Below are 25598 nucleotides of genomic sequence, written 5' to 3'. Positions count from 1 at the left end.
TGGTCGTTCGACCATTCCCCATTTTTTTAAACCGTTTTACCAATCAGGACCATTCATGAGCCGTTCCATCCTCGACAACGACCAGATCCACCCGCTGGCGCGCGCCACCATCGATACCCATGAAGCGGCCATCGTTGCCGACGTCAGGCAAGCCATTGCCGCCCACGACGTCGTCATTGTCGGCATGGCATATAACCCCTATCCGAAGAAGGCGCGCAAGGCGCTCGACGCCATCAACGCCCCCTATCACTACCTCGAATACGGCAGTTACCTGGGCGGCTGGCGTGCGCGCGGGGCCCTCAAAATGTGGACCGGCTGGCCCACCTTTCCGATGGTGTTCGTCAAGGGCACGCTGGTGGGCGGGGCGGCGGAATTGAATACCCTCATTGCCAGCGGTGAATTGGCGCGGCTGCTGAAGTAAGCAGCAGCGTCGCGCAACAGTAGCAAAAAGTACAGAGACTGTGATTTTCAGTATCAGAAAGCCTCGCCGGCTAGTGATACATTTCAGGTGTGGTGCGGATTGACACCACCGACGAAAAATAATTCATAAAATCTGGAGACACCATCATGAAACGTTTGCTCATCAGCGCAGTCTGTGCGGCACTTGCCTGCGCCGGCAGCGCCGCCCTTGCCGCCACCGACCTCGTCATTGCCACCGTTAACAACGGCCACATGATCGAGATGCAAAAGCTGGGCAAATTTTTCGAGCAGGCCAATCCCGACATCAAGCTCAAGTGGGTCACGCTGGAAGAGGGCGTGCTGCGCCAGCGCATGACGACCGATATCGCTACCCAAGGTGGCCAATTCGACCTGATGACGATCGGCATCTACGAGGCGCCGATCTGGGCCAAGCGCGGCTGGCTGCTGCCGCTCAAGCCGGACGCTGACTACGATATCGACGATCTGCTGCCCACCATCCGCGATGGTCTGTCCTACAACGGCGCCCTGTACGCCGCGCCGTTCTACGGCGAGAGCTCGATGATCATGTACCGCAGCGACCTGGTCAAAAAAGCCGGCATGTCGCTCAACGACCGCCCCAGCTGGGACCACCTGCGCGATGTCGCCGCCAAGATCCACGATCCGGCCAATGGCGTGTATGGCATCTGCCTGCGCGGCAAACCGGGCTGGGGCGACAACATGGCCCTGATCACCACCATCGCCAACTCGTACGGTGGCCAGCTGTTCGACATGAACTGGCAGCCCCAGTTCACCAGCAAACCGTGGAAAAATGCGGTGACCATGTACGTCGACCTGCTGAAAAAATACGGTCCGCCAGGCTCGTCGTCGAACAGTTTCAATGAAGTGCTGGCCATGTTCAACGAAGGCAAATGCGGGATCTGGATCGACGCCACCATCGCCGCTTCCTTCATCAGCGACCCCAAGCAGAGCAAGGTGGCCGACAAGGTCGCGTTTGCGCAGGCGCCGATCGCCGTCACCGAGCGGGGCGCCAACTGGCTGTGGGCGTGGTCGCTGGCGATCCCGAAAAGTTCGAAACACGCGGAAGCGGCGCAGAAATTCGTTAACTGGTCGACCTCGAAGGACTACGTCAAGCTGGTCGCCAGGGAGGCGGGCTGGGCGAATGTGCCGACCGGCACCCGCAAGTCGACCTACGCCAATCCGGAATTCATGAAAGTGGCCCGCTTCGCCACCGCTGAAGGGCTGGCCATCTCGACCGGCAACCCGCGCCAGAACACCCTGCTGCCATCGCCTTACGTGGGCGTGCAGTACGCGGCGATTCCGGAATTTCAGACCATCGGCATGGCCGCCGGCCAGCAGATGACCGCAGCGCTGCTGGGCAAGGCCAGCGTCGATCAGGCGCTGGCGCTGTCGCAGCAGGCGGCCGAGCGTGAGATGCGCAAGGCCGGCTACTACAAATAAGCCCCGCTAACTTCAACACGTCGGTCCCGTCAGCCCCATCAGCGGGGCTGGCGGGACCGAACACGTCCCCATCCCTGAACGCTCCGCGAGCGACCCATGAGCCGACTCCTTCCGCGCACCCTGTTGACACCGGCCGTGCTGGCCATTGCCATCGTGTCGATAGTGCCGTTGCTGATCACCGTGTATTACGCCTTCATCCGTTTCAGCCTGCTCAATCCGGCCGAGCAGGGTTTTCATGCGCTGGACAATTTTCACTTCTTTTTCAGCGATGGCGCCTTTCTGCCGGCGCTGCGCAACACCTTCGTGCTGCTCTTTGCGGTGATGTGCATCACGGTGCTGGGCGGCGCCGCGCTGGCGCTGCTCATCGATGACGCCTTTCCCGGTCGCACGGTGGTGCGCGTGCTGCTTATTTCGCCCTTCCTGGTGATGCCGGCGGTCAATGCGCTGATGTGGAAAAACATGCTGCTCAATCCCATCTACGGCTTGTTCGCCCAGGTCAGCGGCCTGTTTGGCGTAACGCCGATCGACTGGCTGTCGTCCTACCCGCTGCTGTCGATCATCATGATGGTGTCATGGCAGTGGCTGCCGTTTGCCTGCCTGATCTTCATGACGGCGTTGCAATCGATGGACCGCGAGCAGCTCGAGGCGGCCAGGATCGACGGCGCCAGCTATCTGCAAACCTTGCGCTATCTGACCGTCCCGCACCTGGCGCGGGCGGTGTCGGTGGTGCTGATGATCGAGATGATCTTTTTGCTGTCGATCTTCGCCGAGATTTTCACCACCACCGGCGGCGCTCCCGGTTTCGACACCACCACCATCACCTTCATGATTTACCAGCAGGCCCTGCAAGCCTACGACATCGGCGCCGCCTCGGCCGGCGCGCTGTTTGCCGTGCTGCTGGCAAATATCGCGGCGTTTTTCCTGATGCGCGTGATCGGCAATAACCTGGCAAAGTAAGGAGTCCCATGTCCCGCTCCACCGTGCTGTACCTGCGTGCCGCCAGCGCCTGGCTGCTGGCACTGCTGCTGTTCTTTCCGATTTTGTGGCTCGGACTGATGGCCTTTAAAACCGAGGCGCAGGCCATTTCGACGCCGCCGCTGCTGCTGTTTTCACCGACCCTGCAAAGCTTTCGCGACGTCATGGCGCGCGATAACTACAGCGGCTACGCCATCAATTCGCTGCTCACCAGCGTGCTGTCGACGGCGGCCGGACTGGCGATTGCCATTCCGGCCGCTTACTCGATGGTGTTCTTCCCCGCCCGCGGCACCATCGGCCTGCTCAAGTTCATCCTCAGCTCGCGCTACATGCCGGGGGTGGGCGCGCTGATGCCCATCTATATCTGCTTCCAGTACGCCGGTCTGCTCGACAGCCGCTTCGGCCTGACCGTGATGTTCATGCTGATGAATTTGCCCATCATGGTCTGGCTGCTCTACACCAGCCTGCGCGAACTGCCGCGCGAAATACTGGAAGCGGCGCGCATGGACGGCGCCAGCGTGCTGCACGAATTGCGCTTCATCGTGCTGCCGCTGACGGCGGGCGGCATCGCCTCGACGGCGCTGGTGTGCATGGTGTGGGCGTGGAACGAGTCGTTCTGGTCGCTCAACCTGGGCGCCGCCAACGCCGGCACGCTGGCCTGGCTGATCGCTTCGTACTCGAGTCCCGAAGGCCTGTTCTGGGCCAAGCTGTCGGCCGCCTCGCTGATGGCGATCGCTCCCATCATGGCGCTGGGCTGGTTTTGCCAGAAGCAGCTGGTGCAGGGCATGACCTTCGGCGCCGTCAAGTAAATCCTGCACACTACAACCCATCAACCGAGATCCATCATGGCTTACCTCGAACTGCGACACATCGAAAAATTCTTCGGTGCCCAGCATGCCATCAAGGGCATTGACCTGGCCATCGAACAGGGCGAATTCGTCGTCTTCGTCGGCCCCTCCGGCTGCGGCAAATCGACCCTGCTGCGCCTGATCGCCGGGCTGGAAACCATCGATCGCGGCAGCCTGCTGCTCGATGGCCGCGACATCACGGCGCTGGCGCCGTCGCAGCGCGACCTGGCGATGGTGTTCCAGTCGTATGCGCTGTACCCGCACATGACGGTGTTCGAAAACATGTCGTTCGCCCTGCGCATCGCCGGCCGCGAGCGCGCCGACATCCGCACCCGCGTCGACCAGGCCGCCGCCATCCTCGACCTGGAAAAATATCTTCAGCGGCGCCCCAAGGAACTGTCGGGCGGCCAGCGCCAGCGGGTGGCGATCGGCCGCGCCATCGTGCGCGCCCCCAAGGTATTCTTGTTTGACGAGCCGCTGTCGAACCTCGACGCCGCGCTGCGCGTGCAGACCCGCATCGAGATCGCCCGCCTGCACCGCGCACTGGGCGCCACCACCATCTACGTCACCCACGACCAGGTCGAGGCGATGACCCTGGCCGACCGCGTGGTGGTGCTGCGCGACGGCCAGATCGAACAGCACGGCGCCCCGCTCGAGCTGTACGACCGTCCGGCCAACCGCTTCGTCGCCCAGTTCACCGGCACCCCCAGCATGAATGTGGTGCCGGTGACGGCGCTGGCGCTGCTGGCCGAAGCTGGTGGCCATGGTGGCCATGGTGGCGATGGCGGCGACGGCTTTGTCGGCATCCGCCCCGAGCATGTTTTTGTTCACGCGCCGCCGGCGGCGACAGCGCTGCCTGGCGTTGCGGCGACGGTCGACCTGGTCGAATCGCTGGGCGTCGAAACGCTGGTCTATGCGCGCCTCGACAACGATGTGCAGATCGTCGCGCGCGGCAGCGACAGGAGCAGCCTGCGTGCCGGCGAGCGCACCTGGCTGAGCTTTGATGCCAGCGCCATCCACCATTTTGATCGCGCCGGCCGCCGTATCACGCCCGCGCCAACCCTGCAGGGAGCCTACTGATGGCGGCCGCAGTCAATTTGAACCAGGCCACGCTGGCGCAGCTGCCGCTGGCCGTCGCCGGTCCCCGCTACCGGCGCGCGCGGGTGGCGCACAGCATCGTCCATATCGGCGTCGGCGGTTTTTTTCGCGCCCACCAGGCGCTCTATCTGGACCGCCTGCTGCACCTGCCCGGCAACGAACCATGGGGTTACTGCGGCATCGGCCTGCTGCCGCAGGACGCCGCCATGGTCGCCGCCATGGCAGCGCAGGATTGCCTCTACACGGTGATCGAACGCAGCGCGCAGGGCGATGTCGCCCGCGTGGTCGGTGCGCTGCTCGACGTCATGCACGCACCGGCCGATCCCGAAGCGGTGCTGGAAAAGCTGGCCGATGGCGGCACCCGCATCGTCTCGCTGACCATCACCGAGGGCGGCTACTACGTCAACCAGGGCAACGGCCAGTTCGACGCCAGCCACCCCGACATCGTGCACGACCTGGCGCACCCGCAGACGCCGCGCTGCTCGTTCGGTTACCTGATCGAAGCGCTGCAGCGGCGCCGCAAACGGGGGCTGGCGCCATTTACCGTGCTCTCGTGCGACAACCTGCAGCACAACGGCGACCTCGCGCGCGCCATGCTGCTGGCGTTTGCGCAGTTGCGCGATGGCGCGCTGGCGGACTGGCTGGCGCAGCATGGCGCCTTCCCCAACAGCATGGTCGACCGCATCACGCCGGCCACCACCGATGCCCACCGCGCGCTGCTGCGCCAGCGCTTTGGCCTCAATGATGCGTGGCCGGTGGTCACCGAGTCGTTTAGCCAGTGGGTCATCGAAGACCATTTTCCGGGCGGGCGGCCGGCCTGGGAACTGGTCGGCGCGCAGATGACGGCCGATGTGGCGCCCTACGAAAAAATGAAACTGCGGCTGCTCAACGGCGGCCACCAGGCGCTGTGCTATCTGGGCATGCTGCTCGGTTACCAGTATGCCCACGAGGCGATGGCCGACGTTGCCATTGCGCGGCTGTTCGTCGACATGATGGACATCGAAGTGACGCCGCTGCTCTCACCGGTGGCCGGCATCGATCTGGCGGCGTACAAGCGCACGCTGGTCGAGCGCTGCGCCAATGCCGCCATCGGCGACCAGCTGGCGCGCATCGGTACCGAAGGCTCGGCGCGCATCCCCAAGTTCGTGCTGCCATCGATCCGCGAGCAGCTCGCGCGCGGCGGTCCGATCGAGCGCCTGTGCTTTACGGTGGCGTGCTGGTGCCGTTATCTGGAGGGCCACTCCGACCAGGGCGCCGAGCTGCCGCTCAGCGACCCCTACGCGCAGCAGCTGCGCGCGGCTGCGCTGCGCGGCGGTGCCGACGCCGGCGCGCTGCTGTCGCTGCAGCACCTGTTCGGCGATCTGGCGGCGCAGCCGCGTTTCGTGGCGCAGGTCAGCGCGGCGCTGGCGCGGCTGTACGGCGATGGCGCCCGCGCAGCCCTGCAGCACGTATTGCAAGCAGGCTAGCGTGTATCTCGGCATCGATCTGGGCAGCTCGGAAGTCAAGGTGCTGCTGCTGGACGAGGCGCAGCAGGTGCTGGCCAGCGCGCAGGCGCCGCTGGCGCTGCAGCGGCCGCAACCCGGCTGGTCGGAGCAGCATCCCGAACACTGGTGGCAAGCCACCTGCGCCTGCATCGGCGCGATTGCCGGCGAACAGCCGCAGGCGCTGGCGGCGCTGCGCGGTATCGGCCTGTCCGGCCAGATGCACGGGGTGGTGCTGCTCGACGGCGCCGGCCAGGTGTTGCGCCCGGCCATGCTGTGGAACGATGGCCGCGCCGATGCCGAATGCGCCGAGCTGGAACGCCGCGTGCCGTCCCTGCGCCAGATCACCGGCAACCAGGCGATGGCCGGCTTTTCGGCGCCCAAGCTGCTGTGGGTGGCACGCCACCAGCCCGACCTGTTCGCGCGCACCGCCATCGTGCTGTTGCCGAAGGATTATCTGCGCTACCGGCTCACCGGAGAGGCCATCGCCGATCTGTCGGACGCCTCCGGCACCCTGTGGCTCGAGGTCGGCGCGCGCGACTGGTCCGATGCCATGCTCGACGCCTGCGGCCTCACGCGCGCGCAGGTGCCGCGGCTGGTCGAAGGCAGCGCGCCTGCCGGCATGCTGCTACCGGCACTGGCGCGCCAGTGGGGTATCAGCGCTGCGGTGGTGGTGGCCGGCGGTGCCGGCGACAATGCCGCCAGCGCGGTCGGCATGGGCGTGGCGCCGGGCGAGGGATTGATCTCGCTGGGTACCTCGGGGGTGCTGTTTGCCGCCAGCGCCACCTATCAGGCGCAGCCGGCGTTGGGATTGCACGCCTTTTGCCACGCGCTGCCCGGCCAGTGGACGCAGATGGGGGTGATGCTGTCGGCCGCCAGTTGCCTGCGCTGGGTCACTGGCTTGACTGGCGCCGCCGATGAGGCAGCGCTGCTCGCCGAGGTCGAGCGCGCCGGCGCTGCCGTGCGCATGGCGGCGCCGCTGTTTTTGCCGTACCTGTCGGGCGAACGCACGCCACACAACGATCCGCGCGCCAGCGGCGTCTGGTTCGGCCTGCGCCACGACAGCAATCGTGCAGCGCTGGCCTACGCCGTGCTCGAAGGGGTCGCATTTGGCTTGCGCGACTGCCTGCTGGCGCTGCAGGCGGCCGGCGGCAGCCTGCACAGCGCAGCGCTGGTGGGCGGCGGCAGTCGCAGCCGGTATTGGGCGCAACTGCTGGCCAGCGCGCTCGATGTGCCATTGACCCTGCACGCGGGGGCGCCACTGGCGGCGGCGCTGGGGGCGGCGCGGCTGGCGATCCTCGCAGCCGAACCGGGCTTGACGCTAGCGCAGGTGTGCGTGGCGCCGCCGCTACTGCAGCGCATTGCGCCCGATCCCCAGTGGCGCGAGCTGCTGCTGGCTCGCCATGCGCGCTTTGGCGCGTTGTATCAACAATTGCAGCAGCTGTTTTAGAAGATTGACATTGTTTGACGCGGCGGCAGTGCTTTGCTATTAGTTGGTGCCGTATGGCGTCGACTCGCAGCGCCTGCCAACAAGAGGAGTGCCCCGATGCCACCGAATGGACCCCGGCCCAGACTGCAAATGGAGCACCACTGCGTGCGCGATCCGCGCCTCGGTTTCGAGCCCGATGGCCGCTATGGTTTTCTGCGCTATCTCGAGCATGGCATCCCCAGCGCGCTGGTACGCTGGCATTACCACGACGAGTACGAACTGCACCTGATCTGCGCTACCAGCGGCAAGGTGTTCGTCGGCGACTATATCGGCACCTTCGGTCCCGGCCACCTGGTGCTGACCGGGCCGAACGTGCCGCACAACTGGGTTTCGCTCGACCCCCCGGCCGACGGCGTCAAGCTGCGCGACATGGTGATCCAGTTCAGCCATGCGCCGCTCGAGCAGATGGCGGCCGCCATCCCTGAAGTGAAGGCCCTGATGCCACTGCTGCAGCGGGCCAGTTATGGCATCGAGTTTTTCGATGTCAGCGAGCGCGCCCGCCAGCGCTTTATGCGCATCCGCGAGGGCAGCGGGCTGACCCGCTTCATCGAATTTCTGACCTTGCTCGGCGAGCTCGCTGCCAGCAGCCACTACCAGCTGCTGTCGACCGTGCCGATGCAGTCGTGCGACGATGACGAGGCGCTGGTGCGCATCAACGCCGTCGTCAACTTCATCGTGCAAAACGTCAGCCGCCCGCTGTCGATGAAAGACCTGGCGCAGCAGCTGGGCATGTCCGAGCGCATGTTCACACGGTTTTTTCGCGGTGCCACCGGCAACAGCTTCACCGATTTCGTCAACCGCCTGCGTATCAACAAGGCGTGCCAGCTGCTGATGGAAACCGAGCGCTATGTCACCAACATCTGCTACGACGCCGGCTTTAATAATGTGGCCAATTTCAACCGCCGTTTTCTGGCGTTTAAGGGCATGACGCCCAAACAATTCCGCCAGCAGGCATCGGGCCGCTTCGGTGCGTAAATCCAGGCACGGGAGGAGAACATGATCGCGACATTTGGCGAAGCACTGGTCGACCTGATCGAACAGGACGATGGCCGCTTTGCCGCCGTCCTCGGCGGCTCGGTGTGCAATGTCACGGTGGCGCTGGCGCGCCAGCAACTGCCGGTGACGTATTTGAACCCGCTGTCGGCGGACAGCTTTGGCGCGCGCTTTGCCGGCCAGCTGCAGGCGGCCGGGGTGCAGCTGGCAACGCCGCAGCGCAGCACCTTGCCAACTGCGCTGGCGCTGGTCACCCTCGATGCTAACAAGCTGCCGTCGTATGCGTTTCACCGCGCCGGCGTGGCCGACCGCGACATCTCGGCCGACGCCGCCTGCGCGGCGCTGCCGTCCGCGCTGACGCTGTTGCACACGGGCGGGCTGGCGCTGGTGCCGGCCGATCTGGCCAGCGCGCTGGCAGTGGCGGCCGCCGCGCAGCGCAGCGGTGCGCTGCTGTCGGTCGACGCCAACATGCGCCCGCTGGCAGTGGCCGATCTGCCCACCTACGCGGCCGGCGTGCGGCGCATGCTGGCGAAGGCGCAGCTGGTCAAGGTCAGCGCAGAAGACTTGCGTTATCTGGGGCTCGATGGCGATCCTGTCGCTGCCGCCCGCCACCTGTTCGACGGCAGCGCCAGCGCGCTGATTGCCCTGACCCTGGGCGAGCACGGCGCCGTCCTGCTCACGCGCACTGCCAGCGTGGCACTGCCGGCGCCGCCCGCAGTGACGGTGGTCGACACGGTGGGGGCGGGCGACTGTTTTCTGGCGGGGCTGGTGGCCAGCCTGCAGCACACCGGCGCGCTGTCGACGGCGGCGCTGGCCGCGCCCGACCAGGCCACGCTGACGCAGGCGCTGCGCTATGCGATCGCCAGCGCCACCATCAATGTGATGCGCGAAGGCTGTGCGCCGCCGACGCGCGGGGAAGTCGGGCAGTTTTTGGCGCGCGGCTGAGGCGGCGCGTTGACAGAGCAGTGGCACTGTCCCATCGCCCCCCCGCCCCAACGCCATTCATGCCGCCATGCTGTTTTTAAAAACCGGCACCCCCTCGCTCAAGCTGCCAATGCCAGCGCCGCCCGGCTCCCCCCTTCTGCCAGCCTGAACTGGCTCACCAGCTGCGCCAGATCGCCCGCCATTTCCTGCAGCGACTGCGCGCCCGCCGCAGCCTGCTCCACCAGCGCGGCATTTTGCTGGGTCACGTTGTCCATGCCGATCACGGCCTGGTTGACCTGATCGATACCCTGGCTCTGTTCGGCGCCAGCGATATTGATTTCGTTGATGATGGTGCTGACCTGGCCAATGCTGGTGACGATGCCTGCCATCGCCGCCCCTGCCTGCTGCACGAGCGCGCTGCCGACTCCCACTTCGGCCACCGAGGCGCCGATCAAGCCCTTGATTTCGCTGGCGGCGGTGGCCGAGCGCTGCGCCAGTGTGCGCACCTCCGACGCCACCACCGCAAAGCCGCGGCCCTGCTCGCCCGCGCGCGCCGCTTCCACCGCCGCATTCAGGGCGAGGATGTTGGTCTGGAAAGCGATGCTGTCAATCACCCCAATGATGTCGCGGATGCTTTTCGAACTGTGCTCGATGGCACCCATGCTCTTGATCACCTTGTCCATCAGCGCGCCGCCGCTGCTGGCGGCCGTGTGTGCGTTTTTCGCCAGCGCGTTGGCGTGTCCGGCGTGCTCGGCATTCTGCCGCACGGTAGAGGTCAGCTCTTCCATCGCTGCCGCTGTCTGTTGCAGGGAGCTGGCCTGGTCTTCGGTACGGGCTGACAGATCGTGGTTGCCCGCAGCGATCTCTTGCGAGGCGGTCGCAATTGCACTCGAATAACTGCGGATGCGTGTCACTGTGCTCGACAGCTCCGTTTGCATCTGCGAGATCGACGACAGCAGACTGCCAGTGGCAACCTTGTCCATCGACACCGGCACTGACAGGTCCTTGCTGGCGATGCGATGGGTCACCGCGGCTGCATCGGCGGGGTCGCCGCCCAGTGCTGCGCCGATGCTATTGACCAGGCGCCAGCCCAGCGTGGCGGTGACGGCAATGGCCAGCGCCAGCACCAGCATGACGCTGCGCGCGGTGTCCCAGTACACCGTATCGATGTCGTCGTTGAAAAAGCCGGTGCCGATCCACCAGTCCCATGCATTGAAGGCGATCACGCCATTCATCTTGGCCGCCAGCGCATTGGTTTTCGGGTGGGTCGTTTTGAAGTAGTCGATGGCGACGGTCTGTTTGGCCAGGCCTTCGCGGTAAGCGTCGGCGTCAGGGCGGCCATCCATGGTCTGCCCCTGGGCGATGCTGCCGAGATTTTTCGGATTCGGGTGCACCAGGTTGAGCCCGGCTGGAGTGCGCACCCAGTAGTAGCTTTTGCCATTGTTGTTCAGTTGCGTGAGCGCCTCCTTGGCAGCGGCTTGCGCCTGCGCCTGCGTCAGCACCCCTTTCTGTTGCTGCTCGTAATAGTGCGCCACCAGGTGCTCACCCATGATCAGCATGTTGCTGATCTGTGCTTCGCGGTCGGCGATCATGGCGCTGTGCAAGGTGCGCAAGTTGAGACCTCCCATGACGATGAGCGCAACGAGCGCCGCACCGACAAGCCCTGCAAGACGTGTGGAAACTTTCATCGAAATCTTTCTGCTATGAAAAACGTACGAATCAAAAATCGCGGCGTGGCGCCGCGATTTTTCCATGCTGCGGCGGCGCCCGGGCGGCTGTTGCGGCGCCGATTGCCCTGCTTAATTCTGGGCAGCCCAGGTTGAGCCGAACAGGTTGGAACTGCCAATGGCCGGAAAGTCGACAAAGGCGCGGCTGCAATCGAGTACCCGGCTGCCATCGACGGCCTGGGTCGGCACACCCGTCAACACGTTGCGGTTGTCGGCCGTGGCCATCAACGGCAGGTTGACGCCCTGGATGGTGAGGTTGGCATCGGACGAGGTCACCGTGATGGCATCGGGGCTGTCGGCGACGACGTTGGTCAGGCTCATCTTGAGTGGATACTGTGGATTGTTAAAGCCGCCCGTATTGGCCTGGAAACCCTGCAGTTTGACCGCCGACTTGCCCATGATCCTGACGTTTTCCACGGTAATGTCATGGAAGTTGGGGAACAGCGGACCGGCGGCGGGCAAGGCCTTGGTGCTGTAGTAAGGCGTGAACAAGAGCGCATTCTGGGCATCCTTGATGCAGATGTTTTTGTAGTGGATATTGCTCACTTCACCGCCCCGTGCATAGTCCGATTTGATGCGCAGTCCTTCTTCCGAGTGCAGGAAGGTGTTGTCGTACACCTCGACATTGGTGACGCCGCCGTTGGTCTCGGAACCGACCGAAATGCCGTGACCCCAGTAAATATGGTTGTGGGCGACCACCATGCCGTATTTGCGGTCGGCACGCACATCGCGTTTGCCGTCGATGGCGAACAGGCCCGAGCCGGCCGGCGAAGGATTGGCATTACCCTTGAAGGCCATGTCGTCATCGCCAGTCGACACGTAGTTGTAGACGAACACGAAGTTCTTGAGGTAACCGTCGAATGACATCTTGGCGGCCGACTTTCCGGTGCTGCCGATGGCGAGGTTGTCGCTGATGGCCTTGGCAGCCGAGCCGGGATCGAAGGCATCGGTGTTCTTGACATTGTCTTCATTGAAGGTGGCGCCCGTGTAGAGGGGATTGCCATTGCCTGCCGGATTGGCAAACGCGGCCAGTGATGGCGTCTGCACTTTCACGCCCCACACCGTCAAGCCATCGATGCCTGAGGGCACGACGTGGAAGTTGGTGCTGTTGTTGAGTGAAACACGGTACAGCGTCAGGTTCTTCGCATAGTTGAACACCATCATGCGGAAGTTCGATTGCGAGCCGACCCCGGTAGTGCCGTTTTGTACCATGTTGGCCAGGTAAGCGAGGTCCCACCAGGTCATGTTGCGCGCCGCCGATTTCGAATCGACCACGGTGCCGCCGTTATCGCAGGCGACGCCATCGGCGGCCTGTTTGCCAGTGGCGTACAGCGCGTACGTGTTCGAGCAGGTCATGTCGACCTTCATCAGTGGATACAGTTTGTTGGTGGTGACGATCTCGGCGTAGCCGCGGCTATCGATGCTGCCGTCGCCCATCACCGCCGAGTTGACCAGGTTGCTGCCGCCGATCAGGGGCAGGCAATTGCTCGAGCTGCCTGCCTTGGTGGCCGACACCGCCGTGTTGCCGCAGTAGCTACCGGCCGGATTGGGCGAATAGGCCATGACGTCGCGCGAGGCGTACAGGGTGACCCCCTTGTCGATCCACAGGGTGACACCCGATGGCAGGCTCAGCGGGCCGGAAATGAAACCGTTGCCCGGACCGCTGCTGTTGACCACCAGGCGCACGGCGAACTTGCTGGCCTTGTAGGCTGGCTTGGCCAGCTCTTCGCCGGAGACCCCGGCGATATTGATGTTCGCTGCCGCCGCGGCCACCTGGGCGGCAGTGGCGCTGGCATCGGCAGCGGCAATTTTGGCGCCCACTTCGGCGTCGACGGCAGCGCCGCAGGCGTCCAGCGCAGCCTGGATGCGGGCCTGGTCGGGGTTGGCGGTGGCGGTGGTGACGGCGACGCCGACGCCGGCCTTCGACGGATCGGCTTCCGGTGGCAGCGAGCCATCCGGACGGCGCACCAGGTTGTTGGTAGCCTCCAGCGTGCTGCAGACCTGACTGTCGCTGGGCAGGGTCGGTTCGGGCGGCAGATCCGGATCGAAGGCGCTGGTGCCGACCTGGAAGACGCTGCCGTTGCTATAGGTAACGTTGGACTGCGGCGAGCCGCTGCCGCTGCCGCCACAGCCCGCCAGCACCAGCGCGATGGCGGTCAGGGGTAGCAGCAGACGAGCGCGGCCAGGTGCGGCCGACAACGTGATGGAAGTGATATTCATGTGATGCGTCTTTCAGATAAGAGTTTGTCAAGCGCGGGTGTGGCGGAGTGGATCGCCGGGCGCAGCGTCAGAAACGGGCGATCAGGCCGATGCCGAACGCACGCGGGCTGTCGCCGGGCGCCAGGAAGGCATCGGACTGGTTCAGGTGGTTGCTGTACAGGGGCGCCTGTCCCAGGTTCACGCTTTGCTGGGCATGGTTGCGGATCTTGGTGAAATAGACGTAGGGGGTGAAAAATTCGTTAAGCTTGTAGGTCGCGCCCAGCGTGACCTGGCTGGCTTCGAAATCGCCGGCGCTGGCGAAGCTCGTATTGTCCAGCTTGCCCAGCTTGCCGTAGGCCAGCATCACGCTGGCGGCACCGAATTCCTGCGTCAGCGACACCATCAGGGCGTTTTGTTTCATGTGGCCCAGCCGGCTGCCCGTATAAAAGTTGCCGGCGGTGGGCACGGCGACATCCTCGAAGCCATAACGTGCCTGCTCGAAGCCGGCACCCACGGTGGTGCGGGTAGGCAACCGGTAGACCGCCAGCAGCTTGTAAAAGGTGGTGTTGACGCGGTTGACATCGGCCGTATGAAAGCCGTAGCCCTGCACCAGCGCGTCGGTGTCGACGCCGGTGTTGCCCTGGTGTTCAGCACCGGCACCGATCGACAGCGCGCCGGCGCTGTACTTGACGGCCACGCTATAGCGGCTGTGATTGGCATTGCCGCTCTGCGCTTCATCGAAGCCGTACGATCCCCCCGCCTGCAGACCATTCCACTGCGGACTGAGATAGTGGACCGAATTCTTGTAGCGCGCCTCGCCGCGGCCAAACACGCTGTCGCTGTTGCCGCTCATTTGGGCCGAGGTATTGTTCAAGACGTCGAGACCGTGCACGGTCAGGCCGACGTTGCCGCCGAGTTCGCCCCCCGAACCCACCAAGCTGCGGTAGACCGAATCATTGTTGCCGACGATCACAGTGCCGAAGCGCTGGCTCTGGATGCCGACGAAGGTATTACGCGACGACAAGGTCGCCGAGCGGCCCTGGCCATTCAAGCCACCCTGCTCGAAACTGTTCATGGCGCCTTCGATCTGCCACACGCCGCTAAGGTCGTCATCGACGCCGATGACGCCGCGGAAACCCAGCCGCGAGTTGCCGTCGGAGACGCGCCCGCGCGCCGCATACGGGGTGGCGCCGCCAGTGGCAGACACTGATTCGAGTTCGCCGTTCAGAAAACCGTAGGCGGTGGCGCTCAGGCGCACATCGGCGGCGGCGGCCGGCAAGGAAAGGGCGAGCACGGTGATCGCGGTGAATAGCGGTTTGAGCGGCAGATGCGAGGGTTGATTCATAATGCTTCCTTGATGACGTTGGCAAGAATTCGACGGAAAAATATTGATTAGTTCCAAATAGCGAGGCGCGCGATAATCAATTTGCCGGATCTGGTATGTTGTAATTTATTACTGAAAGTAAGATTCTCTATGGAAACTTTTTGTCAGTCAAACATTTTGTCGTTACGGTTGTTTTTGTGCAGCATAAGATTGTGTTAAGGCTGGAAGGATGAAAACAATAAGTTTATTTTAATTTGTATTTTTATTATTTATTATTTATTTTATTATAATTAATGATTGATTCAGCCGATCTGTGGAGCGCCAGTGAGCAGGTGTGGCCCGCTGGCATAGGCATTTGGCATCGTTGCGGAAGGCTTGACGTGGCCGGACCAGAACGCCCGGATGGTGGAATTGGTGGCGGATCGACACGCTGAAATGTTAACTTGTGTGATACTGCCAAGTATGATTTTTCAGTCAGGTGTTTATATTTAAAAAATATTTTGTTGAGCTGTGTTACCGACTATGTCACTGCGTATTAAATAATATGCAATGGTAAAATACAGGCAGCGTATGTGACGAATAATAAACCGTCGGCTGTAATGCTATATACCTGACAATTTTATATGGGCGGCAGCGTGGGAATAAGCGGGCCGGCATTCCGGTAGGCGGAAGAGGAATTGTCAGAGGCGGTCGCGGATGGCGGGAGCATGGCCGCGTGACAGTGTGAACGTGCCAGCGCGACGTCCTATGGTAGCGTATCGAACTTATAATATTTCACCCTTTACGATCGCGAGTCTCCCATGTCCATCGACACCGTGGCAACCACGCCTTTTGCCGGCCAGCGCCCTGGCACGTCCGGCCTGCGCAAAAAAGTCAGCGAATTCATGCAGCCGGGCTACCTGGAAAACTTTGTCCAGGCGATTTTTGATACGCTCGGCGCCGTGCACGGCAAGACCCTGGTGGTGGGCGGCGATGGCCGCTATTTCAATCGTCCCGCCATTGGCATCATCGTGCGCATGGCCGCCGCCCATGGTTTCGCGCGGGTGCTGGTGGGCCAGCACGGCATCCTGTCGACGCCCGCGGTCAGCTGCGTGATCCGCCAGCGTGGCGCCTGCGGCGGCCTGATCCTCTCGGCCAGCCACAATCCGGGCGGCCCGGACGGCGATTTCGGCATCAAGTACAACGGCGACAATGGCGGCCCGGCGCCGGAAACATTCACCGACGCCGTCTACCACGCCACTGCCACGCTGGCGCACTACCGCATCAGCGATGACAGCGCGCCGGCGCTTGCCACCCTCGGCAGCTTCGCCTGCGATGGCATGCAGGTCGAGATCATTGATTCGGTGGCCGACTACGCCGCGCTGATGGGGGAGCTGTTCGACTTTGACGCCATCCGCGCGCTGTTCGCCAGCGGCTTTCGGATGCGCTTTGACGGCATGCACGCGGTGTCGGGACCGTACGCCCACGCCATTTTCGAAGGCTTGCTGGGGGCGAGCGCCGGTACCGTCATCCACGGCACGCCGCTGGAAGATTTTGGCGGCGGCCACCCCGACCCGAATCCAGTCTGCGCGGCCGAACTGATGGCCATCATGTTCGCCGCCGATGCGCCCGATGTTGGCGCCGCCTCCGATGGTGATGCTGACCGCAACATGATCGTCGGCCGCGCGCTGGCGGTGACGCCGTCCGACAGCCTGGCCATCCTCGCCGCCAACGCCACCCTGGTACCGGGCTACCGCGCCGGCCTGCGCGGCATTGCCCGCTCGATGCCCACTTCGCAGGCGGCCGACCTGGTCGCCAGCGCGCTCGGCGTTCCCTGTTTCGAGACGCCCACCGGCTGGAAGTATTTCGGCAACCTGCTCGACGCCGGCATGGCCACCCTGTGCGGCGAGGAGAGTTACGGCACCGGCTCGACGCACATTCGCGAAAAGGATGGCGTGTGGGCGGTGCTGTTCTGGCTGAACCTGCTGGCGGTGACGGGCAAGCCAGTCGACACCATCGTGCGCGAACACTGGGCCCGCTTTGGCCGCCACTATTATTCGCGCCACGACTACGAAGCGGTGGCCAGCGCGCCGGCCGCAGCGATGATGGCCGAGCTGCGCGCGGGCGTCGCCGCGCTGGCCGGCGCCCGCCTCGGTGATTTTACGGTGGCGCTGGCCGACGACTTTTCTTATACCGATCCGGTCGACCAGTCGGTGGCCAGCGGCCAGGGTATCCGCATCGTCATGACCGACGGCTCGCGCATCGTGCTGCGCCTGTCCGGTACCGGCACCGAGGGGGCCACCGTGCGCCTGTACCTGGAAAAATACGAAGCCGATGCGGCCCGCCATGACCTCGACGTGCAGCAGGTGCTGGCGCCGCTGGCGGCGATTGCCGAACAGCTGTCGGGCTTGCGGGCGCGTAGCGGGCGCAGCGGCCCGACCGTGGTGACCTGAGGTCGGCCCGCCCGCGTCAGCTTAGCTGCGGTAATTGTCAGTCATCCGGTAGTGGCTGGCATACCAGCCGAACAGCAGCGCGGCGACGAAGGCGAAGGCGGCAAAGAACACCATTTGCGCGGCGATCACCCCCAGCCCGGTGGTCTTGATCCAGCCGATGACGGCGTCGTTCTTGACGCTGGCATTGACGATCAGCACCCATAGACTGCCCACCGTCACTGCCAGGCTCCAGAACGCCATGATGATGCCTTTCATGGCCTTCGGCGCCTGGCTGTAGGCAAACTCCAGGCCGGTCGCCGACACCAGCACTTCACCGAGCGTCATGATGGCATACGGCAGAATCTGCCAGGCCATCGAGGTGGGCCTGCCGCTGTCCATGTGCATCTGGATGGCGCCGATCACCACCCAGGCCAGCGCCGTCAGCGCGATGCCGGCGGTCATGCGGCGCAGCGCGGTCGGCGCGATACCGATGGCGCGCAGCAGCGGGAACAGGGCGATGTTATTGAGCGGGATGAGGATCATCACCAACAGGGGATTTAAGGCTTGCATCTGCGCCGGCTGGAAGGTGAACGCGCTACCGAACAGGTAAAAGGTCGGCTGCGTCATCGCATTGGCCTGGACGATCCAGGTCGAGGCCTTCTGGTCGAACAGCGACCAGAACGGCGTCACCAGGGCGAACACGATGAGGATGCGCAGCACCGCGCGCACGCCGTCGACCGCCTCGCCCGGGTGCTGCGCGCGCGCCCGTTCCAGCTGCAGCGCCACACCGATGCCGCCGAAGGCGAGCAATAGCACCAGCGCCAGGCAGGCGGCAATCACGAAACCCCATTGCCCCGCCATGGCCAGCGCGGCCAGCGCGCCGGGCGCGCCGAGGCTGGCAATGAGCAGGCCGGGGCGGCCGCCATCGCCGCGCGCCAGCAGGGCGCAGCGGCACACGCGCAGGAAGGAATGCGGATCGGCCGGCGCCGGCGCCACGTGCACGTATTGTTTGCGGCCCGACCAGAACACCATGGTGGCGATGAACATCAGGATGCCGGGAATGCCGAAGGCGACGGCGGCGCCGTACTGGCGCAGGAAAATCGGCATCAGCAGCGAGGCGAAGAAGGAGCCGAAATTGATGATCCAGTAAAAGGCGTCGTAGACCAGCTTGGCCTTGTGCTTGTTGCTCTGGTCAAACTGGTCACCGACGAAGGTCGATACCAGCGGCTTGATGCCGCCCGATCCCAGCGCGATCAGGAACAGGCCGACGTAAAAACCGTTGAGATTGTTTTCAAAGGCGGCCAGGCAGGCATGGCCGGCGCAGTAGACCAGGCTGAGCCAGAATACCGTGTTGTACTTGCCGAAATAGCGGTCGGCCAGCCAGCCGCCCAGCAGCGGGAAAAAATACACGCCGATGACGAAAGTGTGAAAGACGTGCTTGGCTTCGCCGGCGCGCTCAGCCTCCGGCAGGAACAGCAGCAGGGTGCTGATCAGGAAAGGCGTGAGAATGTTGCGCATGCCATAAAAGCTGAAGCGCTCACAGCCTTCGTTGGCGATGATGTACGGTATCTGGCGCGGCATCTTGCCACTACCCTCGGCCGTGGCTGGCGCTTGCGCCTCGATCGTTGTTGCCTGCGACATGACATCCCCCCGTATTGACGAGGGGCATACTAAAACGAAGCTAGTGAACTGGCAATGTTTAGTTTACCGATGGCAGCGGCGCTGACGGCGTCAGCGCCGTTGTGGTGGCGATTACTTGACGCGCTCCATCGGCCGTTTGGCCAGGCGCCACTGTTCCAGGGTCATCAGGCGGTCGGTTTCGTCGTCTTCGACGCGGATGGTGCCGACGTCCTGTTCGACCAGGAAATCTTCCCAGCGCAGCACTTGTTCCTGGCCATTTTCGACATAGCTGAGGCGGAAATACGTCTTGCCATCGATCTGTTGTGGCTCGGCGCCATATTCGAGCACGGCGCCGTGGGTTTTGCCAGCCGAGGCTTTTTCGATGTAGGCGGTCCACGCTTTGAGCTCGGGCAGCGCCATCAGTACGGCAATGGCTTGCTCGCGGGTGTGTGCCACTTCGGCCGGCGCTGCCGGTGCCGCCGCCGCAGCCGCAGCAGCGGGCGGCGTGTTGTTCTTGCAGCCGATCAAGCTGGACGACACGGCCAGGGTCAGCGCCAGCACGAGCGCGCTGCGGCTGCGGTGAAATTCATAGTTTTGCATGATGGGGTCCACGATTGTTTCATCGGAGTTTAAACCAAAAGTAGCACACGAGCAAAATTCTGCGCGCCAACTGTTGCGCTTAAGAAACGCTCTGCTATGAAGGACGACCGTTCTGCCGCACCGGTGCGCGCTGGCCAGGGTGTGTCCGGCGTTTTTGCAGGGCGGCGTTGTAACATTGTTGGTTACTAAACCGGATAAACCATTCAGACGAAAAAATGGCCACCCGCAGGCAGCCATTTTTTTAGCGAAGGCGCCGGGGCGCCCGGGCTGGCAATTACATCATGCCGTCCATACCGCCCATGCCGCCCATACCGCCCATACCGCCGCCCATGCCGCCGCCAGCCGACTTGTCGTCAGCCAGTTCGCAGACCATGGCATCGGTGGTGAGCATCAGGCCAGCGATCGAAGCAGCGTTTTGCAGCGCCGAACGGGTCACTTTGGCAGGATCGAGCACGCCCATTTCGACCATGTCGCCGTAGGTGCCGTTGGCGGCGTTGTAGCCGTAGTTGCCGGTGCCGGCCAGCACTGCAGCAACGACCACCGATGGCTCTTCGCCAGCGTTTTGCACGATCATGCGCAGTGGCTCTTCCATGGCGCGCAGGACGATCTTGATGCCGGCTTCCTGGTCAGGGTTGTCGCCCTTGACGTTGATGTTGGCGCGGGCGCGCAGCAGGGCAACGCCGCCGCCTGGCACGATGCCTTCTTCAACGGCAGCGCGGGTGGCGTGCAGTGCATCTTCGACGCGGGCTTTCTTTTCTTTCATTTCGACTTCGGTGGCAGCACCAACCTTGATCACGGCAACACCGCCGGCCAGCTTGGCCACGCGCTCTTGCAGTTTTTCACGGTCGTAGTCCGAGGTCGCTTCTTCGATTTGCACGCGCACTTGCTTGACGCGCGCTTCGATCGCTTCAGCCTGGCCGGCACCGTCGATGATGATGGTGTTTTCCTTGCTCACTTCGATACGTTTGGCCTGGCCCAGTTCAGCCAGCGTGACTTTTTCCAGCGTCAGGCCGACTTCTTCGGCGATCACCTGGCCGCCGGTCAAGACAGCGATGTCTTCCAGCATGGCTTTACGACGGTCGCCAAAGCCTGGTGCCTTGACGGCGCAGGTTTTCAGGATGCCGCGGATGTTGTTGACCACCAGGGTGGCCAGCGCTTCGCCTTCGATGTCTTCGGCGATGATCAGCAGAGGACGGCCAGCTTTGGCGACCTGTTCCAGGATCGGCAGCAGATCGCGGATGTTCGAGATTTTCTTGTCGCACAGCAGAACAAACGGGTTGTCCTGGATGGAGACCTGTTTTTCTGGATTGTTGATGAAGTACGGCGACAGGTAGCCGCGGTCGAACTGCATGCCTTCGACGATGTCGAGTTCGTCATTCAGGGACTTGCCGTCTTCAACGGTGATGACGCCTTCCTTGCCGACTTTTTCCATCGCTTCAGCGATGCGCTCGCCAATCGAAGCGTCCGAGTTGGCCGAAATCGAGCCGACCTGGGCGATTTCCTTGGTGGTGGTGCAGGGCTTGGAGATGATCGCCAGCTGCTCGACGGTGGCAGCAACTGCCTTGTCGATGCCGCGCTTGAGGTCCATCGGGTTCATGCCGGCGGCAACGAACTTCATGCCTTCACGGACGATGGCCTGGGCCAGCACGGTGGCGGTGGTGGTGCCGTCGCCGGCGTTGTCGCTGGTGCGCGAAGCAACTTCCTTGACCATCTGCGCGCCCATGTTCATGAGCTTGTCTTTGAGTTCGATTTCTTTCGCAACCGATACACCATCCTTGGTGATGGTTGGCGCGCCGAACGAGCGCTCGATGACGACGTTACGGCCTTTTGGGCCCAGCGTGACTTTTACGGCGTTGGCCAGAATGTTGACGCCTTCAACCATTTTCGAACGGGCGCTGTCGCCAAATACTACGTCTTTAGATGCCATGTGTGATTCTCCGATAAGGAATAATAGGGGGGCGGACGGTCGGAATTACTTGACCAGCACGGCCATGATGTCTTCTTCGCGCATGACCAGCAGCTCTTCGCCATCGACCTTGACAGCCTGGCCCGAGTATTTGCCGAACAGAACGCGGTCGCCGACCTTCACTTCGAGGGCGCGCACTTTACCGTCGTCCTGGACTTTGCCGTTGCCGATGGCGAGCACTTCGCCTTGATCCGGTTTTTCAGCAGCTGCATCCGGAATGATCAGGCCGGAGGCGGTTTTGGTTTCCTGGTCGAGACGCTTGACGATGACGCGATCGTGCAAAGGGCGAAGGTTCATGTAAGACTCCTTAAAATTCAATGGGTTGACTGGCGTTCCCGGATCATGCCGGCGCCTGACGGGTAGTTCGAATGACCGCTCCGTAGCGGCGCGGCTGGCATTTCCTCAGGTACTGTTAGCACTCTCACCTAACGAGTGCTAATTATAGGGACGATATCCTGCTATTTCAAGGTCCGTCTTTTAGCTAATTTTTTCGCCGGGCCGCTTGACGGCGACTGATTCGATTGACTGCGGTTCATCCCGGGTTCTATAGTGACGAATGATTTCTGAATTCCAAGACCTGTCCCTCAAGATCGACCAGCTTGCCGAACTGACGGCGGCGTTGCGGCGTGAAAACGCCGCCTTACGCCAGACCAACGTCGAGCTGCTTGCCGAAAATGCCAATCACCGCCAGCGGCTGGCCGAAGCGCGCCAGCGCATTGGCGCCCTGCTGGCGCAAATGCCCGCTGCCGCTGCTGCGCCCAGCCATGTCAACGCCGATGCCAGCGCCGAGGTGGCACCATGATCCAGCTCGATGTCAGCATCATGGGCCATCCGTATCGCCTCGCTTGCCGCGAAGGCGAGGAGCGCGCGCTGAAGGAAGCCGTGAATTATCTCGATGGCAAGATGACGGCCCTGCGCGATTCCGGCAAAGTCAAGGGCAACGACCGCATCGCCGTGATGGCGGCGCTGTCGGTGGCCGCCGAATTGTTGTCGACCAAGTCGGGCGAAGGGCCGTTTTCGGGGCTGTCACTGATGGAAGTCAAGCAGAAAATCGATGCCATGAACACGGTGCTCGATAGTGCCCTCACGCCACAGGAAAATCTGTTCTGACGGCCAAATTCAATTGACTTGTCGGGGCATCGGAGTAAACTTCGTCCCACCCTGCGGTGTTCGCGATTGCCATATATTCCTTGAACCATTTATGTGCACCGGTTGCGGGATATGTTCGATGGGAGTGAGCGTCGCTAGTCCGACGAACCCGAAATTGAACTAACTGCGGCCACCTTGAACCGTTTGGTTCGGGATGCCGGCAAGGACGGCACAGGCGGGGTACATACAATCAAACAAAAGTGAAAACCTACTTTTATTTGGGATGCAGTGAGCAGCGAAGGGAACAGCGGCTTACAGGCGCACGGCGGGGCAGGTAAAAATCACTGGCGGAGCCAGATGATTTTTACGGAGGACGTCAAACCGATTCGGATCGGAGGTCGCGTCGGCGAAGCACAATTGCTGCTGTCTCGCGTTGACTGCGGTTTTTATTCGCTTCGTTGTTTATTTTCTGCTTCGTCTTCGCTTTCCGCTTCGTCTCGTTTTCCGCTGCGCTGTTAATTTCTTTTCCCTTCGGTTCTTCTTTTTCCTTCCTTTTTTTACTTCGATTTCCCGTATGGCCTATTGGTTGATCAAATCCGAACCCGATGAAATCAGTTTCGATGATCTGCTGAAGGCGCCCGATTGCACCGTGGCGTGGTTTGGGGTGCGCAATTATCAGGCGCGCAATTTCATGCGCGATCAGATGTGCGTCGGCGATGGCGTGCTGTTTTATCACTCGAGTTGCGCCGTACCGGGCGTTGCCGGCATTGCTGCCGTCGCCAGTGGCGCTTACCCCGACGCCTCCCAGTTTGACCTTGCCAGCCCCTACCATGATGCGAAAGCCACGCCGGCCGCACCGCGCTGGGTATCGGTCGATGTCAAGGCGTTGCACAAGGGTAATTTTGTGTCTTTAAGCGCATTGCGCACCATGGCCTCGCTCGACGACATGGTGCTGTTGCAAAAAGGCAGTCGCCTGTCGATTTCGCCGGTCACTGCTTTGGAATGGCACGCCATCGTTGCCGCCGTGGGGGGCGAGGGTGCCGTTGATGGTGTGCTTACCACAGTTTAATCAATACATCGATTTAACTATTGCTCCAAGAAAACTTCCCGCCTACTATCGAGAATCTGCGGCTTTTTGTGCCGGCGCATGGCGCTTCGGCACTCCGTGATCACTCGTTCATCCTGCCTGGAATCCTCATGTTGTCAAAAAATCTCAAGATAGGCCAGCGCCTTGGCCTTAGCTTTGCCGTCGTGATCGCGCTGTCCTTGCTGATGGGGGGACTGGCCTACCGCCTGGTGGGTGAATTGAATGACGATATACAGTTGATGAACGAAGACCGCTTTCCGAAGACCGAACTGGTCCATCAGATCAAGGATGAACTCAATGAAACGGCGCGCAATATGCGCAATTTGCTGTTGCTGAGCGACCCCGAAATCATCAAGGGCGAATACGCCAACATGGAAGAGAGTTCGCGCGTGGTGTCGGCCGCGCTCGACAAGCTCGACAAGGCGATCACCACGCCGCAGGGGCGCGCGCTCTACAAGGACGTCACCGATCAGCGGGCGCTGTTCGCCAAAGAGCGCACTAGCTTTGTCGAGCTGATGAAAGCGCAGAACAAGGAAGAGGGACTCAAGCTGCTTGTCGAAAGAGTCCGTCCCGTCAACCTGGTCTACTTCGACCGCCTCGACAAATTGCTGGACTACCAGGTCAAGTTGATGCGTACGGCGGGCATCGCCTCTGCCAGCGCGGCCCAGACTGGCAAGATCACCTTGCTGGTGCTGCCGGCGGTGGCGGCGCTGGTCAGCGTGCTGGTGGCCTGGCTGGCCACGCGCAGCATCGTGCGACCCATTGCCGAAGCGGTGGTGGTGGCGCGCCGGGTGGCCGACGGCGACCTGTCGAACACCGTCGTGGTACAGCGTAACGATGAAACCGGGCAGCTGCTGCAAGCGCTGTCCGACATGAACAGCAACCTGCACACCATCGTCGGCGAGGTGCGCACGGGTACCGACACCATCGCCACGGCGTCGTCGCAAATTGCCGCCGGCAACCTCGACCTGTCGGCGCGCACCGAGCAGCAGGCCGCTTCCCTGGAGGAGACCGCCTCATCGATGGAAGAAATGGCCGCCACCGTCAAGCAAAATGCCGACAACGCGCGCCAGGCCAACCAGCTGGCCATCAGCGCCTCGCACACCGCCGTCAAAGGCGGCAACGTGGTGGCGCAGGTGGTCGGCACCATGGGTTCGATCAATGAAGCCTCGCGCAAGATTGTCGACATCATTGCCGTCATCGACGGCATCGCTTTCCAGACCAATATCCTCGCCCTGAATGCCGCGGTGGAAGCGGCACGCGCCGGCGAGCAGGGCCGCGGCTTTGCCGTGGTGGCATCGGAAGTACGCAACCTGGCCCAGCGTTCGGCCACCGCCGCCAAGGAAATCAAGGGCTTGATCGACGCTTCGGTGGCACAGGTCGACATCGGCCAGGGCCTGGTGCAGGAGGCCGGCAGCACCATGAGCGACCTGGTCGCCCGCGTGCAGCGGGTCACCGACATCATGGCCGAGATCAGTTCGGCCAACCATGAACAGGAAGCAGGCATCGCCCAGATCAACCTGGCCATTACCGACATGGACGTGGTGACCCAGCAAAATGCCGCCCTGGTCGAAGAAGCCGCTGCCGCTGCCGCCTCGCTGCAGGAGCAGTCGAGGCATCTGTCGGTCGCCGTCAGCGTGTTTAAACTGGCCGGTGGCCAGCAGGCGCCGCTGCGGCGGATGGCAGCGAGCGCGCCGGCGCCCGTGCACAAGGCGGCGCCGCGCGCCAACCCGGCCACGCCACGCCTGGCCGCCGTCACCGATGACTGGGAAGCGTTTTAAGACTGCGCTGACAGGTGCGGCTTGCTGCCTCCTTGCTGTGCGCTTGCTAACCAAGAGTTTTTTTCTGTGTCCATCTGGCGCAGTGCAACAGTACGCCGATCTGGCTAT

At 62.8% G+C, this 25598-nt stretch carries 21 protein-coding genes and 1 other RNA gene; 15 read left to right on the top strand and 7 right to left on the bottom strand.

Annotated features, from left to right (window positions below; translation table 11 throughout):
- Positions 1-55: 55 nt before the first annotated feature.
- The 9 genes from ACP7BZ_RS03760 to ACP7BZ_RS03720 all read left to right on the top strand — a co-directional run bounded on the left by ACP7BZ_RS03760 (position 56) and on the right by ACP7BZ_RS03720 (position 9707).
- Positions 56-421 carry a glutaredoxin domain-containing protein gene (locus tag ACP7BZ_RS03760; protein WP_426110302.1) on the top strand — a complete coding sequence of 122 codons (366 nt, stop codon included), beginning with the start codon at positions 56-58 and terminating at the stop codon, positions 419-421.
- Between the two features lie 146 nt (positions 422-567).
- Positions 568-1878: an ABC transporter substrate-binding protein gene (locus ACP7BZ_RS03755; RefSeq protein ID WP_426110301.1), complete on the top strand. Its 1311-nt coding sequence runs from the start codon at positions 568-570 to the stop codon at positions 1876-1878.
- Positions 1879-1974: 96 nt separating this feature from the next.
- Positions 1975-2835 (top strand): carbohydrate ABC transporter permease, encoded by an 861-nt coding sequence (locus ACP7BZ_RS03750; RefSeq protein ID WP_426110300.1) that lies wholly within the window; start codon positions 1975-1977, stop codon positions 2833-2835.
- Between the two features lie 8 nt (positions 2836-2843).
- The gene (locus tag ACP7BZ_RS03745; protein WP_426110299.1) at positions 2844-3662 is read left to right on the top strand and encodes a carbohydrate ABC transporter permease; all 819 of its coding nucleotides are present in this window, start codon (positions 2844-2846) and stop codon (positions 3660-3662) included.
- 36 nt (positions 3663-3698) lie between these two features.
- Positions 3699-4781 (top strand): ABC transporter ATP-binding protein, encoded by a 1083-nt coding sequence (locus ACP7BZ_RS03740; RefSeq protein ID WP_426110298.1) that lies wholly within the window; start codon positions 3699-3701, stop codon positions 4779-4781.
- On the top strand, positions 4781-6265 hold the full coding sequence (locus tag ACP7BZ_RS03735) for a mannitol dehydrogenase family protein (RefSeq protein ID WP_426110297.1): 1485 nt from the start codon (positions 4781-4783) through the stop codon (positions 6263-6265). Before ACP7BZ_RS03740 ends, ACP7BZ_RS03735 begins: the two co-directional genes overlap by 1 nt.
- Before the next feature lies 1 nt (position 6266).
- The gene (gene xylB, locus ACP7BZ_RS03730; RefSeq protein WP_426110296.1) at positions 6267-7730 is read left to right on the top strand and encodes a xylulokinase; all 1464 of its coding nucleotides are present in this window, start codon (positions 6267-6269) and stop codon (positions 7728-7730) included.
- Between the two features lie 129 nt (positions 7731-7859).
- A complete protein-coding gene (locus tag ACP7BZ_RS03725; protein ID WP_426110295.1) occupies positions 7860-8744 on the top strand; it encodes a helix-turn-helix domain-containing protein in 885 nt (294 codons plus the stop codon).
- Positions 8745-8765: 21 nt separating this feature from the next.
- A complete protein-coding gene (locus tag ACP7BZ_RS03720) occupies positions 8766-9707 on the top strand; it encodes a PfkB family carbohydrate kinase (RefSeq protein WP_426110294.1) in 942 nt (313 codons plus the stop codon).
- 98 nt (positions 9708-9805) lie between these two features.
- Here the strand turns inward: ACP7BZ_RS03720 and ACP7BZ_RS03715 are convergent, their stop codons facing one another.
- The 3 genes from ACP7BZ_RS03715 to ACP7BZ_RS03705 all read right to left on the bottom strand — a co-directional run bounded on the left by ACP7BZ_RS03715 (position 9806) and on the right by ACP7BZ_RS03705 (position 14957).
- The gene (locus tag ACP7BZ_RS03715) at positions 9806-11374 is read right to left on the bottom strand and encodes a methyl-accepting chemotaxis protein (RefSeq protein ID WP_426110293.1); all 1569 of its coding nucleotides are present in this window, start codon (positions 11372-11374) and stop codon (positions 9806-9808) included.
- A gap of 111 nt (positions 11375-11485) precedes the next feature.
- Positions 11486-13633 carry a glycoside hydrolase family 28 protein gene (locus ACP7BZ_RS03710; protein WP_426110292.1) on the bottom strand — a complete coding sequence of 716 codons (2148 nt, stop codon included), beginning with the start codon at positions 13631-13633 and terminating at the stop codon, positions 11486-11488.
- 67 nt (positions 13634-13700) lie between these two features.
- The gene (locus ACP7BZ_RS03705; RefSeq protein WP_426110291.1) at positions 13701-14957 is read right to left on the bottom strand and encodes a porin; all 1257 of its coding nucleotides are present in this window, start codon (positions 14955-14957) and stop codon (positions 13701-13703) included.
- 779 nt (positions 14958-15736) lie between these two features.
- On the opposite strand from ACP7BZ_RS03705, the gene ACP7BZ_RS03700 reads away from it, so the two are divergent.
- Positions 15737-17368 (top strand): alpha-D-glucose phosphate-specific phosphoglucomutase, encoded by a 1632-nt coding sequence (locus tag ACP7BZ_RS03700; protein ID WP_426110290.1) that lies wholly within the window; start codon positions 15737-15739, stop codon positions 17366-17368.
- Positions 17369-17389: 21 nt separating this feature from the next.
- Here the strand turns inward: ACP7BZ_RS03700 and ACP7BZ_RS03695 are convergent, their stop codons facing one another.
- The 4 genes from ACP7BZ_RS03695 to groES all read right to left on the bottom strand — a co-directional run bounded on the left by ACP7BZ_RS03695 (position 17390) and on the right by groES (position 21830).
- The gene (locus tag ACP7BZ_RS03695) at positions 17390-18928 is read right to left on the bottom strand and encodes an oligopeptide:H+ symporter (RefSeq protein ID WP_426110530.1); all 1539 of its coding nucleotides are present in this window, start codon (positions 18926-18928) and stop codon (positions 17390-17392) included.
- A gap of 171 nt (positions 18929-19099) precedes the next feature.
- Positions 19100-19567 carry a hypothetical protein gene (locus tag ACP7BZ_RS03690; protein ID WP_426110289.1) on the bottom strand — a complete coding sequence of 156 codons (468 nt, stop codon included), beginning with the start codon at positions 19565-19567 and terminating at the stop codon, positions 19100-19102.
- A 274-nt stretch (positions 19568-19841) separates the two neighbouring features.
- A complete protein-coding gene (gene groL / locus ACP7BZ_RS03685; RefSeq protein ID WP_426110288.1) occupies positions 19842-21494 on the bottom strand; it encodes a chaperonin GroEL in 1653 nt (550 codons plus the stop codon).
- Positions 21495-21539: 45 nt separating this feature from the next.
- Positions 21540-21830: a co-chaperone GroES gene (gene groES / locus ACP7BZ_RS03680; protein ID WP_426110287.1), complete on the bottom strand. Its 291-nt coding sequence runs from the start codon at positions 21828-21830 to the stop codon at positions 21540-21542.
- A gap of 259 nt (positions 21831-22089) precedes the next feature.
- Between groES and ACP7BZ_RS03675 the strand changes: the two genes are divergently transcribed.
- From ACP7BZ_RS03675 to ACP7BZ_RS03655, 5 genes are all read left to right on the top strand, one after another.
- Positions 22090-22335 (top strand): hypothetical protein, encoded by a 246-nt coding sequence (locus tag ACP7BZ_RS03675; RefSeq protein ID WP_426110286.1) that lies wholly within the window; start codon positions 22090-22092, stop codon positions 22333-22335.
- Positions 22332-22643, top strand: a complete 312-nt coding sequence (locus tag ACP7BZ_RS03670; RefSeq protein WP_426110285.1) for a cell division protein ZapA — start codon at positions 22332-22334, stop codon at positions 22641-22643. Before ACP7BZ_RS03675 ends, ACP7BZ_RS03670 begins: the two co-directional genes overlap by 4 nt.
- A gap of 45 nt (positions 22644-22688) precedes the next feature.
- A non-coding RNA gene (gene ssrS / locus ACP7BZ_RS03665) (6S RNA) lies at positions 22689-22868 on the top strand.
- Positions 22869-23196: 328 nt separating this feature from the next.
- Complete coding sequence (locus ACP7BZ_RS03660; RefSeq protein WP_426110528.1) at positions 23197-23691, top strand: EVE domain-containing protein; 495 nt, start codon at positions 23197-23199, stop codon at positions 23689-23691.
- A gap of 128 nt (positions 23692-23819) precedes the next feature.
- Positions 23820-25490 (top strand): methyl-accepting chemotaxis protein, encoded by a 1671-nt coding sequence (locus ACP7BZ_RS03655; RefSeq protein WP_426110284.1) that lies wholly within the window; start codon positions 23820-23822, stop codon positions 25488-25490.
- The last annotated feature ends 108 nt before the right edge of the window (positions 25491-25598 follow it).

This window comes from Massilia sp. PWRC2 (assembly GCF_049896725.1).
Taxonomy (GTDB): Bacteria; Pseudomonadota; Gammaproteobacteria; order Burkholderiales; family Burkholderiaceae_D; genus JAFCUW01.
This window is presented reverse-complemented; position numbering and strand designations above follow the sequence as displayed.

Coding starts and splice junctions, on each gene's coding strand:
- ACP7BZ_RS03760 (WP_426110302.1), top strand. CDS start 56: ATGAGCCGTTCCATCCTCGACAACGACCAGATCCACCCGCTGGCGCGC.
- ACP7BZ_RS03755 (WP_426110301.1), top strand. CDS start 568: ATGAAACGTTTGCTCATCAGCGCAGTCTGTGCGGCACTTGCCTGCGCC.
- ACP7BZ_RS03750 (WP_426110300.1), top strand. CDS start 1,975: ATGAGCCGACTCCTTCCGCGCACCCTGTTGACACCGGCCGTGCTGGCC.
- ACP7BZ_RS03745 (WP_426110299.1), top strand. CDS start 2,844: ATGTCCCGCTCCACCGTGCTGTACCTGCGTGCCGCCAGCGCCTGGCTG.
- ACP7BZ_RS03740 (WP_426110298.1), top strand. CDS start 3,699: ATGGCTTACCTCGAACTGCGACACATCGAAAAATTCTTCGGTGCCCAG.
- ACP7BZ_RS03735 (WP_426110297.1), top strand. CDS start 4,781: ATGGCGGCCGCAGTCAATTTGAACCAGGCCACGCTGGCGCAGCTGCCG.
- ACP7BZ_RS03725 (WP_426110295.1), top strand. CDS start 7,860: ATGGAGCACCACTGCGTGCGCGATCCGCGCCTCGGTTTCGAGCCCGAT.
- ACP7BZ_RS03720 (WP_426110294.1), top strand. CDS start 8,766: ATGATCGCGACATTTGGCGAAGCACTGGTCGACCTGATCGAACAGGAC.
- ACP7BZ_RS03715 (WP_426110293.1), bottom strand. CDS start 11,374: ATGAAAGTTTCCACACGTCTTGCAGGGCTTGTCGGTGCGGCGCTCGTT.
- ACP7BZ_RS03710 (WP_426110292.1), bottom strand. CDS start 13,633: ATGAATATCACTTCCATCACGTTGTCGGCCGCACCTGGCCGCGCTCGT.
- ACP7BZ_RS03705 (WP_426110291.1), bottom strand. CDS start 14,957: ATGAATCAACCCTCGCATCTGCCGCTCAAACCGCTATTCACCGCGATC.
- ACP7BZ_RS03700 (WP_426110290.1), top strand. CDS start 15,737: ATGTCCATCGACACCGTGGCAACCACGCCTTTTGCCGGCCAGCGCCCT.
- ACP7BZ_RS03695 (WP_426110530.1), bottom strand. CDS start 18,928: ATGCCGCGCCAGATACCGTACATCATCGCCAACGAAGGCTGTGAGCGC.
- ACP7BZ_RS03690 (WP_426110289.1), bottom strand. CDS start 19,567: ATGCAAAACTATGAATTTCACCGCAGCCGCAGCGCGCTCGTGCTGGCG.
- groL (WP_426110288.1), bottom strand. CDS start 21,494: ATGGCATCTAAAGACGTAGTATTTGGCGACAGCGCCCGTTCGAAAATG.
- groES (WP_426110287.1), bottom strand. CDS start 21,830: ATGAACCTTCGCCCTTTGCACGATCGCGTCATCGTCAAGCGTCTCGAC.
- ACP7BZ_RS03675 (WP_426110286.1), top strand. CDS start 22,090: ATGATTTCTGAATTCCAAGACCTGTCCCTCAAGATCGACCAGCTTGCC.
- ACP7BZ_RS03670 (WP_426110285.1), top strand. CDS start 22,332: ATGATCCAGCTCGATGTCAGCATCATGGGCCATCCGTATCGCCTCGCT.
- ACP7BZ_RS03660 (WP_426110528.1), top strand. CDS start 23,197: ATGGCCTATTGGTTGATCAAATCCGAACCCGATGAAATCAGTTTCGAT.
- ACP7BZ_RS03655 (WP_426110284.1), top strand. CDS start 23,820: ATGTTGTCAAAAAATCTCAAGATAGGCCAGCGCCTTGGCCTTAGCTTT.